Below are 14,636 nucleotides of genomic sequence, written 5' to 3' on the forward strand. Positions count from 1 at the left end.
ATTAGGCATGTCAGTCCGCGTCAAAGATATCACCCTCGACCCACCTGTGCTTCTGGCCCCGATGGCCGGGATCACGGACCTTCCGTTTCGCAATCTTGTCAGCAGTTTCGGTGCGGGGCTTGTCGTGTCGGAAATGGTCGCCAGTCAGGAAATGGTGCAGGCCAAGCCGGGGGTGCGCGAACGCGCTGAGCTTGGGTTTGGTCATGCCAACACCGCCGTGCAATTGGCGGCCCGCGATGTCTATTGGGCAGGCGAGGCGGCGCGGATGGTCGAACAGAACGGCGCCAGGATCATCGACATAAATATGGGATGTCCCGCCCGTAAGGTTGTGGGGGGGATGTCTGGATCGGCCCTGATGCGCGATCTGGATCACGCCTCGCGACTGATCGAGGCGATTGTCAGCGCTGTGTCCATCCCGGTGACGCTGAAAACCCGTCTGGGCTGGGATGATGACAGCCTGAATGCAGCCACGCTGGCGCAGATGGCCGAGGCTGCGGGCATCCAGATGATCACCGTTCACGGTCGCACACGGTGTCAGTTTTATAAGGGGTGCGCCAACTGGGCCGCGATCCGCACTGTGAAAGATGCCGTTTCAATCCCCGTCATTGCCAATGGCGATATCGTCGACACCGCAACCGCCCGCCAAGCCATGGCAGACAGCGGCGCGGACGGGGTGATGATTGGGCGCGGCAGTGGCGGGCAACCTTGGCTGTTGGCGCAGGTGGCGCATGAGATTTGGGGCACGCCTGCACCTGCCATCCCACACGGCGCGGCTTTGGCAGGTATGGTGCAAGACCATTATCGCGCCAGCCTTGAGTTCTACGGCCCAGAATTGGGCGCACGCGTTATTCGCAAGCACTTGGGCTGGTATATGGACCTGGTCGGCACAGACGCCGATCTGCGCCGCCGCATCCTGTCCAGCCGCGACACTGCTGAGGTGCACGCCATGCTGCCCGACGCCATTTTGGCAGAACGGAGGGCGGCATGACCGGCGACTCCAATTTATGGTCCGCCTTACCGGTCCCGGCCTTGGAACTGGATGGCAAAGGCTGTGTTGCGCGGTTGAACGGCGCTGGAGAGTCCTTTCTGAATACATCAGAGCGCAGTCTGATAGGACAAGGATTGAAAGCGAAATTTGCGTTGTCGATCGACATTGATGACGCGTTGCTCCGGGTGCAGACCACGCAAGGCCCGCTCTATGTCGATGGCGCGAAACTAACCCTGGCAGGCGGTGAAACGCGCGAGGTTAACCTGCAGATTGCCCCTTTGGTCACGGTGAACGGCGATCAAGGGCATGTTCTGATCCTACTACAACCACGCAATGGGGCAGAACATCTGGGTTGGGTGCAGGGATCACAGGTCGCGGCGCGTCAGGCGATCGGTATGGCCGAGATGCTGGCCCATGAGATCAAGAACCCATTGGCAGGGATCACGGGGGCCGCGCAGCTTCTGTCGATGTCGCTGTCGCCCGAGGATCAGGAAATGACGGACCTGATCGTGGCCGAAAGCCGTCGGGTGGTAGCCCTGCTTGAACAGGTTGAACAATTTGGTGACCTGCGCCCCCCGGCCTGCGCGCCGGTCAATATCCACGATATTCTTGATCGCGCCCGCGCTACGGCACAAATTGGTTTTGCACCGGGTATGGTGATTTCCGAAGCCTATGATCCGTCGTTGCCAGAGGTCTGGGTGGACGGTGATCAGATCCAACAGGTTTTTCTAAATCTTCTTAAGAATGCCGCGCAAGCCTTTGCTGGCCAAGGGAAAATCGAGATCAGAACGTTTTACGAGGCCGGGCTGCGGCTGCACTTGCCCGACGGCGGTCAGGCCAGCTTGCCGTTGCAGGTCGAGGTCATCGACAACGGCCCCGGCTTGCCTGCGGACATTGCGGACCACGTGTTTGATCCCTTCGTTTCTGGCCGCGAGAACGGCACCGGCCTTGGTCTGGCGCTGGTGTCCAAAATTCTCACCGACCACGGAGCATTGATATCCGTCGACAGCCGCCCCGGGCGCACCGTGTTTCGCATTTCTCTGCCGGTCGCCCCGGTGCCCAATCGCAAAGGAAACTGACCATGGATGGAACTGTTCTTGTTGCTGATGACGATCGCACGATCCGGACTGTGCTGACACAGGCGCTGACCCGGGCCGGGTGCCGGGTACATGCCACGGGGTCGATGGTGACCCTGATGCGTTGGGTGGAAGATGGGCGCGGAGATGCCGTGATCTCGGACGTTGTAATGCCCGATGGAAACGGGCTTGAGGCGTTGCCGCGGATTGCAAAACTTCGGCCAAACCTGCCGGTGATCGTTATTTCGGCGCAAAACACCATCATGACCGCCATTCAAGCCGCCGAGGCCGAGGCGTTCGATTACCTGCCCAAACCGTTTGATTTACCTGACTTGATGAAGCGCACCGCGCAAGCGCTGGAACGCAAACGGGTCCGCGTGCCGGATGCCGAAAACCGTGCGGCGCAAATCCCCAATACCGCAACAGATCTACCTTTGGTCGGGCGAACCCCCGCAATGCAAGAGCTTTATCGGCTGGTGGCACGGGTTTTGAATGTCGACCTGCCGGTGTTGATCACTGGCGAAAGCGGTACGGGCAAATCGTTGATTGCGCAGGCCCTGCATGATTTCTCGGACCGGCGCGACGCGCCTTTTACCATTGCGACGCCGGATGACCTGGCACCATCCGATGGGGCCAGCGAAGTGGTGCGCAGGGCGCGCGGCGGCACTATTTTGTTCGATGGGGTCGGCGATCTGGATGCAGATGCCCAAGCCCGGCTGTCGCGGTTGTTGGACAGTTTGGGGCAGGGTGGCCCACGTGTTCTGGCCATATCGCAGGGTGATCTGGCGAAGGCGGCGGCGCAGGGAGATTTCCGCGAAGACCTCTATTACCGCCTTGCTGGCGTCGTGATCCCGGTGCCCAGCCTTCGCGAACGGCTTGAGGATATTCCGGCGTTGTCCGAACATTTCCTTGCCCGCGGTGCGCGTGATGGTCTGTCAGACCGCCATTTCTCGAGCGAGGCGGCCCAGACGTTGCGGGCTTTTCCATGGCCGGGCAATGTGCGCGAACTTGAGAACCTGGTAAACCGCCTGATGGTCACCAGCGCCGAGGAAGAAATTTCCAATGCCGAGGTGGAAATGGCACTTGGCGGTCCGGTCTCAACCTCGTTCGTGGCATCGGATATCACCGATGAACGCTTGTCAGATTCGGTTGGACGACACCTGCAAAGGTTCTTTGATTTGCATGGCGGAACCTTGCCGCCTGCAGGGCTTTATCAGCGCATTTTGCGCGAAGTGGAGCTTCCTTTGATCGAAATTGCGTTGGATGCGACGGGCGGCAATCAAGCTAAATGTGCCGATTTATTGGGAATCAACCGCAATACCTTGCGTAAAAAGATCACCGAGCTCGAAATCGAGGTGACACGCCGCCGCAAATTGATGTAAAAGGGCAACAGAGCGTGGCAATTGGGCACAAGACCCGGGCCACACAGGCGGTCGCCGCGGCAACGCGGCCATGAGTAGTAGGGGCAAGCACAGTGGCGCGACGCGCGGTGCGGAAGTCGAGGCTGGACCAGTATCTGTCCATGCGCCGGTGGCGCCGGTTCAGATCGCTTGGCGCGTTTGGCATGGTCGTTTTGGGACCTGTGCTGGCGATTGTCACCTTCCTAACGCTCGGTCCCTTTGCCCAACGCGCTGATAGCAACACCCTGCGTCTGATCCTTCTGGCGGATGCCATCTATGTCATCATGGTTGCCGGGCTGGTTTTGGCCGGTGTCAGCCGCATGATCGTTGCGCGCCGACAGGAAAGCGCAGGGTCGCGCTTGCACCTGCGCTTGACCGTGGTGTTTGCGGTGATCGCGCTGAGCCCCACGATACTTGTAGCCATTTTTGCGATGCTGACGCTGAATATGGGGCTTGAGGGCTGGTTTTCAGATCGGGTCCGCACAGTTGTTGGCAACTCCCTGTCTGCTGCACAGGCCTATAAACAGGAAAGCCGCGATGGGTTGGTGCAGGACGGCGAAGCCATCGCGCTGTTTTTGGAGCGCGAGCGCCGGTCGCAACTTCTGTTCACAGATGCCGAGCTTGGATCTTTGCTGACACAGGGACAGGCGCGCATCCAGCGCGGCCTGCGCGAAGCCTATGCGATTGATTCCCATGGGGTCATTCGGGTACGTGGCGGTGGCTCGTACCTGTTTGATTATGAACAACCCAGCCAAGACGCCCTCGATCGCGCGCTGGCGGGCGAAACCGTGGTGATCGAGGATTGGCAGAACAACGAATTTCGCGTGCTGATCAAGCTCGACAATTTCTCGGATCACCTGATCCAGCTCACCCGCGACGTGAACGGTGACATCCTTGACCTTGTTGATGAAACACAGGAAGCCGCGCGCGTTTACAACCAGCTTGAATCACAACGTGGCCAGCGTTTGTTCCAGTTTGGCCTGATTTATCTGGGCTTTGCTGTGATCCTGATATTGGCTGCCATTTGGATGGGCATGTCGTTCGCCGAACGTTTGGCGCGCCCTGTCGGGCGTTTGGCAGGGGCCGCACAACGTGTGGGCGCAGGTGATCTGGACGTGCACGTTATCGAAGAAGAGGGCGACGACGAGATCGCAATGTTGGGGCGTTATTTCAACCAGATGACGACGCAACTCAAAGGCCAGCGCGAACGGCTTTTGGAAAACACCGAACAGATTGAACGCCGACGCCGGCTGTTTGACAGCGTCTTGGGGTCTGTGACCGGGGGCGTGATCGGCTTGAATGCTGACGGGCAGGTGACGTTTGTCAATCGCGCCGCCGAAGACGTTTTGGATGTCAGCGACGAAACCGGGCAAGAGCATGAGCTGTCGCTTGTGGTTCCCGAGTTCCAACCGCTTTTGGATGAGGTCGCGAAAGGCGGTCGTGAAACCGCCCAGACCGAGCTGCGTCTGACGCGCGGTGGCAAACAGGAAAACCTGCTGGTGCGCATCGCAACGCGCCGCTCTGATGATGGCGGTTTAGAAGGCTATGTGGTTGCCTTTGATGATGTAACGGACCTTGTGTCCGCCCAGCGCATGGCGGCTTGGGGCGATGTGGCGCGCCGCATCGCGCATGAAATCAAGAACCCGCTGACGCCAATCCAACTGTCTGCTGAACGTATCAAACGCAAGTTCAGCAAGGTCGAAGGCATCGATGTTGAAGCATTGGAGCAATATACTGACGTGATCGTGCGCCAGACCAACGATTTGCGCCGCATCGTCGACGAATTCTCTAAATTTGCCCGGATGCCCGAGCCGGAACGCCGCGCCACCGACATTGTTAAGCTGGTGCGTGATGCCGTCGTGTTGCAACAGGCGGGGCAAGAGGGTGTAACGATCGAAGCGAGTTTGCTGGATGGCCCGATTGATGTCGAGATTGACTCGACCATGATCGGCCAGGCCCTGACCAACTTGATAAAGAACGCGGGTGAAGCCATTGAAACTTTGCACGAAAAGGGCGCTCCTGTCGGGCATTCGCCTGAAATACGGGTGAGCATGCAATCTGTCGCAGGCGGGGTCGAAATCACCATCGCGGATAACGGCATAGGTCTGCCTGAAGATCGCGCGCGGCTGTTCGAGCCTTATGTGACAACTCGTGAAAAGGGCACGGGGCTTGGGTTGCCGATTGTTAAGAAAATTATCGAAGAGCATGGCGGGCGTTTGACCCTTGAGGATGCGCCCGCCTTTAACGAAGAGAGCGCCCATGTCGGCGCTATGGCACGTATTTTTCTGCCCTCGGACGATGGGCAGATTGAGCAGTCAAGATTGGGGGCAATATGAGCGATATTCTGATTGTCGATGATGAACGAGATATCCGCGAGCTAATTTCGGATATTTTGAAAGACGAAGGCTTTTCAACACGGCTTGCGGGAACCTCAGACGAGGCGGTGGCCGAGGTGAAGGCAGAATTGCCTTCGCTGATGATCTTGGACATTTGGCTAAAAGATTCAGCTATGGACGGGATCGACATCCTGAAGATGGTCAAACGCGAGCATCCTGAGGTGCCGGTTGTGATCATTTCGGGCCATGGCAATATCGAAATTGCGGTGGCTGCGATCAAGCAAGGGGCCTATGATTTCATCGAAAAGCCCTTCAACATCGACCAGCTTATGGTGGTGATCGGGCGCGCGATGGAAACAAGCCGTTTGCGCCGAGAGAACACCGAGTTGAAGCGTCGCGACACGCATCCAACCGAAATGATTGGATCAAGTGCGTCATTCAAATCATTGAAATCAAACCTAGATAAGGTCACGAAGTCTAACGGGCGGGTGCTTTTGACAGGTGCTGCCGGTGCCGGCAAGGAAATGGCCGCGCGCTATGTGCATGCGAATTCCGACCGGGCATCGGCGCCGTTTGTGGTTGTGAACTCTGCCTCGATCGATGCGGATCGGATGGAAGAGGTTCTTTTTGGTCGCGAAAGCGTGGAGCGCGGTGTCGAGCCGGGCCTTCTGGAAGAGGCCAATGGTGGCGTGCTGTATTTCGATGAAGTGGCGGAAATGCCCCTTGGCACGCAATCCAAGATCCTGCGTGTCCTCGTTGATCAACGGTTCCAACGGGTCGGTGGTAATGACAAAGTTTCGGTCGATTTGCGTGTTATCTCGTCAACGAACCGCGATTTACAGGCAGAGATCGATGCGGGCCGGTTCCGTGAAGAACTGTATCATCGGCTGAATGTCGTGCCGATTGCTGTGCCCCCGTTGGGCGAACGACGCGAAGACATACCCGAACTGTCACGCTATTTCCTTGAGCTGTTCAATCGCGATCAGGGCCTTCCCTTGCGTGATCTTGCGGAGGATGCAGAGGCGATGCTTCAGACCATGCAATGGCCGGGCAATGTGCGCCAGTTGAAGAACATGATCGAACGGGTGCTCATTCTGGGCGAGGGGACTGGACCGATACAGGCGACGGATCTTCCCGGTCAGGAAAGCGGCCGAGATGACGGTGGCGAACAGGGCGTGATCGTGTCAGGCGCGCTGGCGATGATGCCATTGCGCGAAGCGCGTGAGGCGTTTGAAAGGGAATATCTTCTGACGCAGATCAACCGGTTTGGCGGCAACATTTCCCGCACGGCGAATTTCGTCGGCATGGAACGTTCGGCTTTGCACCGGAAGCTAAAGTCCCTTGGTGTCGTCACCGGGTCGAAAGCTGGGGCACGCGTGGCCTATGTCGCGGGTGACGACGAGGATGCGGAGGCCGAAGCGGAGGCTTAAACCGACGCATCCTGACCTCGGTCAGCAATACAGCGGCGATGGTCGTGACGCTCAGGCATTGACCCCGCGCAGACCATCTGCCAAGGATTTTGACGTGACATCAGGGAGAACCGGATGAAGGTCATCATATGCGGTGCCGGCCAGGTTGGCTGGCAAATCGCACGTCATCTTTCCGGCGAAAGAAATGACGTGACCGTGGTGGACAACAACGCCGAGCTTGTGGCGCGGGCGACGGATACGCTTGATGTTCAAGGGGTCTCGGGGCATGCGTCCTATCCTGACGTTTTGGAGCGCGCAGGCGCGCGCGACGCGGACATGATCATCGCAGCCACCCATTCAGACGAGGTGAACATGGTCACCTGTCAGGTGGCGCATTCTGTGTTTGCCATTCCGCGTAAAATTGCCCGGCTGCGGGCGCAAAGTTATCTGGATGCCATCTATGCCGATCTGTATCGGCGTGATCACTTGCCGATTGATGTGGTGATCAGCCCTGAACGCGAAGTCGCCCAAGCGGTTCTGAAACGGCTGCAAGCGCCATCTGCGTTTGATATCGAAAGCTTCATGGATAGCCGCGTGCAACTTCTGGGGATCCAGATTGCCGACGACTGCCCTGTGGTGAACACCCCCCTGCGGCAACTGACAGATCTGTTTTCGACGCTCAGCGCCGTTGTTGTTGGTATCCGCCGTGACGGCTCGTTATTCGCGCCAGAGCCGAACGACCAACTTTTTAGCGGCGACCAAATCTATGTCTTTACCCGCACCGAAGATGTGAACCGCACACTTGAGGTGTTCGGAAAATCGGTCAAACGGCAAGAACGCGTTGTCATTCTTGGCGGCGGCAATGTCGGGCTTGCGGTCGCGCGCGAGCTGGAAAAGCGGGCCGACAGAGTGCGCGCAAAAGTCGTTGAACTGAATCGCGCCGTCGCCGAACTGGCTGCGGATGCGCTGGAGCGCACCGTTGTTTTGCATGGCGACGGGATGAATATCGAGTTGATGAAAGAAGCGGGTGTGCCGCGCGCTGACGCGATCCTGTCGGTGACGGATGATGACAAGGTCAACCTGCTGGCGTCAGTCAGAGCCAAGGCTGCGGGTTGTGCGATGTCTATTTGTCTGATCAACGATCCCACATTGGTCAACCTGATGGGGCCTTTGAAAATTGACGCCTATATCAATCCGCGCACGCAAACCGTCAGTTCGATCCTGCGCCACATTCGCCACGGCAAGGTGCGCGAGGTCTATTCGCTGGGTGACGCCGAGGCCGAAGTGATCGAAGCGCAGGTTTTGTCGACGTCACCGATTGCTGGTAAGGCCGTGCGAGATATCGATTTTCCCGAAGGCGTGCTGATCGGCGCGATCCTGAAAGGCGATGAAGTGGTTAAGCCAACAGGCTCAACGCGGGTCGATGAGGGTGACGTGGTGGCCCTGTTCTCGATGGCCGCTGACGTGCCCGAGGTTGAACGTCTGCTGCAGGTCACTATCGACTTCTTCTGATCCCGCCGTCCGCACAAGGTCAACGCAATGTTTGCCCAAATTGCCAAATTGCCGCTGCTTGTGATCCTTATGGGGATCAGCTCGCTGGCGATGCTTTTGCCAGCCGGCTATGGCTGGACGACCGGCGAATTTTTTGAAGCGCGGGTGTTCCTTTACGGGTCGTTGCTGTTTGGTTTTCTGACAACGTTTTTGGCCATTGCGATGATTGACCGGCCGCGCTCCACCCGCCACCGCCGCCACTTGTTGGCGCTTTTGGGCCTGTTTGTGCTGATGCCTTTGATGTTGGCAGTGCCTTTCCATCAGGCGGTGCGCACCACGACGTTTCTCAACTCCTATGTTGAAATGGTGTCGGCCCTGACCACCACTGGCGCGACCTTGTTTGAGGATACCGGCCGGATCGCGCGGTCGGTTCATCTGTGGCGGGCTTTGGTTGGCTGGTTGGGCGGCTTGTTCATCTGGGTCGGCGCGATTGCCATTCTTGCCCCGATGTCATTGGGAGGGTTTGAAGTCTATGCCCGGTTTGGCGGCCGCGGAAGCGCCGATTCTCGTGATACCCGTTTGGGGGCGGGCGTCAGTCAGATCACCCATGTCGCTGATTTTTCGGACCGTATCCGAACCTATGGCGTGCGCCTGTTACCGGTCTATGCTGGGCTGACGCTGGCCTTGTGGCTGGGGCTTATCCTTGCAGGTGACAACGCGTACATTGCCTTGTGCCACGCTATGTCGACCATCGCGACCAGTGGGATTTCGCCGGTAGGCGGACCAGCTGGCGGCAATGCAGGTTACGTTGGCGAGATCATGATTGCGGTGTTCTTTTTCTTCGCTATCTCGCGGGTGACGTTTGCCTCTGATATGCAGGGCAGCGAGAGGCGGCGCCGTTTACCGGAAGACCCGGAAATCCGCATGGCGCTGGCGATTGTTATCGTCCTGCCGCTTTTTTTGTTCCTGCGGCACTGGTTGGGCGCATTTGAAGTGGACGAAGAGCAGAACTGGATCGCCGGGCTTGCCTCGCTCTGGGGTAGTTTTTTCACCGTGTTGTCATTTCTGACCACCACCGGATTTGAAAGCACAGCTTGGGCGGTCAGCCGCGACTGGTCGGGCCTTCAGACGCCGGGTCTGATCCTGATGGCCCTTGCGTTGATCGGCGGGGGCGTGGCCACCTCCGCAGGTGGGGCAAAGCTCATGCGGGTCTATGCGCTTTATGTACACGGGTTGCGCGAGATGGATAAACTGGTCCACCCGTCGTCAGTCGGCGGCGCAGGCACCGAGGCGCGCCACATCCGGGGGCGGGGCGCTTACATGGCCTGGGTCTTTTTCATGCTCATGTCGATGTCTGTGGCGCTAGTGACGGCGTTGTTTTCGCTGATGGGGCAAGATTTCGAAAGCGCGATGACGCTGACAATCGCGGCCCTGACAACCACCGGACCTATCGCGCAAATAGCGGCGGCCGAGCCAATTTCCTACAGCGCGCTTTCGGATCCGGCCAAAATGGTTCTGGCAGGCGCAATGATCCTTGGCCGTCTTGAGATGCTGGCCATTATCGCCCTGTTTAGCCCCGAAATTTGGCGCCGCTAGCCGCTATTACACGCAAAGCGCAGGTTGGCGGTGTGATGCAGCATTGCGGCTCTTCCCTATGGCTGAGCGGTCATATCGTTGATGCCATGATGAAAAAGGGGGTGGAAAAGGGCAAATCCCCACGCCATAGTGCCCAACAAGCATTATTCTGTCGGGGAACCGGCAGCACGAGAGAAAAAAGGAAAAAAGCGATGGCTGCCGACAAACAGAACCTGCAGGATGCCTTTCTGAACCATGTTCGAAAATCCAAAGTTCCCGTTACGATCTTTTTGATCAATGGCGTGAAGCTTCAGGGGGTCATTTCCTGGTTCGATAATTTCTGTGTCCTTCTACGCCGTGATGGGCAATCGCAGCTTGTTTACAAGCACGCGATCTCGACTATCATGCCGAGCCAACCGATCAACCTTTATGATGGCGAAGAAAGCTGAACGAGCTCATTGACCGGGAAGAACAGCCCACACGGGCTTGGGTTTTTCACCCCGAACTGACATCTGACCGAAACCGGCGTGATGCCGCGCCAGCGCTTGAGGAAGCCGTATCCCTTGCGTCGGCTTTGCCACATCTGGAAGTGTTGGGGGCAGAGGTCGTGCGCCTGCCGACGCCGCATCCCGGCAAGCTTTTCGGCAAGGGTAAGTTGCAGGAACTTCGCGCCAAGCTGGACGCGGCCGAGGTTGATCTGGTGTTGATCGACGGGGCGGTGAGCCCGGTGCAGCAACGCAACCTTGAGAAGGAATGGAAGGTCAAAATCCTGGATCGCACCGGTTTGATCCTCGAGATTTTCTCGGACCGGGCGCGCACACGCGAAGGCGTGTTGCAGGTTGAAATGGCGGCACTTTCCTATCAGCGCACGCGGCTGGTGCGGGCGTGGACCCACCTTGAGCGTCAGCGCGGCGGGCTTGGATTTGTCGGCGGTCCCGGTGAAACCCAAATCGAAGCGGATCGGCGCGCCATTGACGATCACCTGAACCGGCTTCGCAAACAATTGTCGAAAGTCGTCAAAACCCGCGAGTTGCACCGGGCGGCCCGCGCCAAAGTGCCATATCCGATTGTCGCGCTTGTGGGCTATACCAACGCTGGGAAATCCACCCTGTTCAACCGGATGACCGGCGCGAATGTTCTGGCGAAGGACATGTTGTTCGCCACGCTGGATCCGACGATGCGTCAGATTGAACTGCCTGCCGTGGGCAAACAGCCCGCACAGGGCGGTGGCCGCAAGGTGATCCTGTCGGATACAGTTGGTTTCATTTCGGACCTGCCAACCCAACTTGTGGCGGCCTTCCGTGCGACGCTGGAAGAAGTATTGGCCGCCGACCTTATCTTGCATGTGCGCGACATCAGCCATGAAAGCACCGATGAACAGGCGCACGACGTCGAGTTGATCATGACCCAATTGGGGGTCAGCGAAGAGACTCCGCAGCTGGAGATCTGGAACAAGATCGACTTGCTGGATGAAGAAGCTCAAGACGGACGCCGCCGCGAGGCTGACCGGAATGATAAAGTTCTGGCGATCTCTGCGCTGACGGGCGAGGGGTTTGATGGTCTTGTTCAGGCCATTGATGCCGCTCTTGATGCACCGCGAAAGACTGAAACCCTGACGCTCATGTTTTCGGATGGGCGCAAACGGGCGTGGTTGTTTGACAAAGGCATCGTCGAAGCCGAAGAGCCCGGTGAGGACGGATGGCAGGTCACGGTCACCTGGACCGAACGGCAGGCTGCCGAATACGCCGCCTTTAAATAGGGTAGGGCCGCCGGGGGCGACGCACCCTTGCCTATTTCGGTAAAAGCTGTGTCACCCCAACCGAGGCCGCCCGCGCCAATGCCGGGTCAAGTGACATCGGGGTATATTCACCGCGCCGCCAAAGCTCGCCCAGATCATCGTAATGTCGCGACAGTGGGTGACCAGACTGTCCGGTCGCGATGACGAAAAGCGAACTGTTGGGGTCCGCAAAGTCATAAACGCCGCGAAACCCGGCGCCGTGCACATTTCGATACGGGTTCTGTCCGGTGCCAGCCGTGCGGCCGCGCAACAGCGTATTGTCGCCCCCGGATGTGGATTGACGAATGTTCACAAACCATTTCAGGAATGGAACGTCGCCCATCACAGGGTGTTTGTGTGTGACTTCATGATAGTCACCCCAGCGCAGGCTTTCCTGTTCGCCACCAGCGTTTTCTTGCAGCCACAAAAGGGCGTCATCCAGCGCGACACGGGCAATATCGGTGCAGGTTTCCTCTGGTGCCGACTGAATGACGTCACACCAGACACCGGCGCCTTCTACATCGCGAAAGACGCGCTCGATAAAGATCGGTTCCAGATGAGGAAATTCGGTTGCCAGCGGGCCAAGTTCGTCGCGGATCAGGCGGGTCTGAAGCGCGCGCAGCCATGCTGAATAGATCAGAGGCTCGGGCATATGCTCATTCATCTCGCCGTTCCAGTTGGCCAGAAGCTCCAGCGCGCGCTGACGCGCCCGTTCAGGCGTACCGTCAGGGGCCGCATCGCCAGTGAACCACAGATCAGCCCCAATAAGGGGCAGAAGGGTGCGCGCCGTGACAGATACAGGGTCAAGCTGCGCCTCGATAAAGCTGTCACGCGTGTGCACTTCGCGCGCTTGCATCAGGCGGCTCCAGCGTTGCACACGTTGGCTATCGCCCCATTCATAGCTCATGTGATTGGGAAACGGGCGGTCGACCAGCTTGTTGTTGGTGTTTCCAACGATGCCACCGGTTGGCCGCACAAATTCAGGGTTGGCGCTATAGCTGAACTGCCCCTGCCAGCGGTTCTCGGCAGCCCAGGCGGGGCTGGGAATACGGCCGCGTGTTTGGTGCGCTACATCCCGCTTTGGCATCGAACCGATGACCTTCATCGCAATGCTGTCGCGATCCGCCATGGTCAGAGTCAGGCTTGGTGCCACGTAATCCGCGCCGGCGGCGATCCCCTCCATCACGGTCTTTGACCGCATCAGCCGCACAGCCGCGCTCATCGATCGGTCGTCTTTGGTCAGCAATGTCCAGTTCAGGGACATGGCGTGCCCTTGCGGCGTGATCAGGCCAAGATCAAAAAGATGGCCGGGCAGAATTGGACCGTTGTCAGACCACTGAAGGTTAAACGTCACCGGCGACTCGTCCTTGATCTGGACGATCGATCCGCGTGTGATCAGCGGCTTGAACCCTTCGGGCGTTTTGACTTCGGCCGGATTGTCGGGGTTCAATTTCTCAACATGCAGATCCTGATCGTCAAGATAGGAGGACGTGACGCCCCAACCAAACTCATCGGATCGGCCGACCATCATCGCTGGCATGCCGGGGATCGTGCCGCCGATCACGCCACCTGTGGAAAGCTCCAGTCGCGCCAGATACCAGGTTGAGGGGGCAGTGAACCCTAGGTGAGGGTCATTGGCCAGCAATGTGCCGCCTGCGGCGGATCGTTTCGGGGCTGCGGCCCAAGCGTTGGACGCGCCCGCAAAACCACGGCGCGGTGCAGGCCAGAGATCCGGGCGGGTCTGACTTGCGGGTAGATTGGCAAATTGCGTGTCTGGAACGCCCAAAAGGGCAGCATAATCGGGCAGGGCGGCCACACCGGTTCCGGGTATGTCAGGCAGGATGTCTTTCACCCGATCTTCTGGCAGGGCAAGCGTCACCCGCGCGCGCAACAGCTCATCTTCCAGATGTCCGGCAAGCTGCACGCCCATCAGTTTCAGCACGGCAATACTGTCGGCGGGCTGCCACGGCGAAATGTCGTTGGAGAACATGAAAAACTCGGGCGCGCCCCGGCCCAGTGCCTCGGAATTGACGCGACTCAAATAGGCATTCACGCCCGAGCTATAGGCTTTCAGCGCGGCTTTGGTGTCATCGTCCTGAACCTCGACCGCGGCTTTGGCCAAGGCATAAAGGTCAAGCCTGCGCATTAGCTCGTCGACCTGAAGCGTGCGCCGCCCGAAAACTTCGGATAACCGGCCTTGTACGGTCCGGCGCATGACCATCATTTGCCACAAACGGTCCTGTGCATGGGCATACCCCAGCCCAAAGAAAACGTCGGCATCCGTTTCAGCGAAGATATGAGGGATGTTGGCATTGTTGCGCACGATCTCGACCGGTGCTGAAATACCGGCGGTTTTGCGCGTGACGCTGTAGTCGGGCAGCGATTGCGCCGCCAGATAATAGACAAGAACCATCGCGACCGCGGCAAGCCCCAGCAGGCCCGCCACGATCCGGATCATCCAAAGAACGACCTTGCCCATTAAACTCTATCCACCGTTCATCTCTGTTCTTTTCATGGTCGCCGTTGACCTTGCGTATTGCTGCGGTAACTACTGTGGTTCAAAGGGGAATTCAACGGAAGGGAA

10 protein-coding genes are annotated in these 14,636 nt (G+C 58.4%); 9 read left to right on the top strand and 1 reads right to left on the bottom strand.

Translation table 11 applies throughout. The features are described from left to right. The first annotated feature begins 7 nt into the window (after window positions 1-7). From dusB to hflX, 9 genes are all read left to right on the top strand, one after another. Window positions 8-988: a tRNA dihydrouridine synthase DusB gene (gene dusB, locus K3556_RS07840; protein WP_260516252.1), complete on the top strand. Its 981-nt coding sequence runs from the start codon at window positions 8-10 to the stop codon at window positions 986-988. Further along, complete coding sequence (locus K3556_RS07845; RefSeq protein WP_260516253.1) at window positions 985-2,067, top strand: two-component system sensor histidine kinase NtrB; 1,083 nt, start codon at window positions 985-987, stop codon at window positions 2,065-2,067. The genes dusB and K3556_RS07845 overlap by 4 nt, the downstream gene beginning before the upstream one ends. A gap of 2 nt (window positions 2,068-2,069) precedes the next feature. Continuing rightward, window positions 2,070-3,446, top strand: coding sequence for a sigma-54 dependent transcriptional regulator (locus K3556_RS07850; protein WP_260516254.1), 1,377 nt, complete (start codon window positions 2,070-2,072; stop codon window positions 3,444-3,446). Between the two features lie 140 nt (window positions 3,447-3,586). Beyond that, window positions 3,587-5,800, top strand: coding sequence for a sensor histidine kinase NtrY-like (locus K3556_RS07855; protein WP_260519199.1), 2,214 nt, complete (start codon window positions 3,587-3,589; stop codon window positions 5,798-5,800). Further along, window positions 5,797-7,230: a sigma-54-dependent transcriptional regulator gene (locus K3556_RS07860; protein WP_260516255.1), complete on the top strand. Its 1,434-nt coding sequence runs from the start codon at window positions 5,797-5,799 to the stop codon at window positions 7,228-7,230. Before K3556_RS07855 ends, K3556_RS07860 begins: the two co-directional genes overlap by 4 nt. Before the next feature lie 114 nt (window positions 7,231-7,344). Then, complete coding sequence (gene trkA / locus K3556_RS07865) at window positions 7,345-8,721, top strand: Trk system potassium transporter TrkA (protein ID WP_260516256.1); 1,377 nt, start codon at window positions 7,345-7,347, stop codon at window positions 8,719-8,721. Between the two features lie 27 nt (window positions 8,722-8,748). Further along, on the top strand, window positions 8,749-10,296 hold the full coding sequence (locus K3556_RS07870; RefSeq protein WP_260516257.1) for a TrkH family potassium uptake protein: 1,548 nt from the start codon (window positions 8,749-8,751) through the stop codon (window positions 10,294-10,296). A gap of 191 nt (window positions 10,297-10,487) precedes the next feature. Then, window positions 10,488-10,724, top strand: coding sequence for an RNA chaperone Hfq (hfq, locus tag K3556_RS07875; RefSeq protein ID WP_260519200.1), 237 nt, complete (start codon window positions 10,488-10,490; stop codon window positions 10,722-10,724). 8 nt (window positions 10,725-10,732) lie between these two features. Then, on the top strand, window positions 10,733-12,034 hold the full coding sequence (gene hflX, locus K3556_RS07880; RefSeq protein WP_260519201.1) for a GTPase HflX: 1,302 nt from the start codon (window positions 10,733-10,735) through the stop codon (window positions 12,032-12,034). 31 nt (window positions 12,035-12,065) lie between these two features. Here the strand turns inward: hflX and K3556_RS07885 are convergent, their stop codons facing one another. After that, on the bottom strand, window positions 12,066-14,531 hold the full coding sequence (locus K3556_RS07885) for a penicillin acylase family protein (protein ID WP_260516258.1): 2,466 nt from the start codon (window positions 14,529-14,531) through the stop codon (window positions 12,066-12,068). Window positions 14,532-14,636: the final 105 nt, after the last annotated feature.

It is taken from the genome of Aliiroseovarius sp. M344 (assembly GCF_025140835.1).
Lineage (GTDB): Bacteria > Pseudomonadota > Alphaproteobacteria > Rhodobacterales > Rhodobacteraceae > Aliiroseovarius.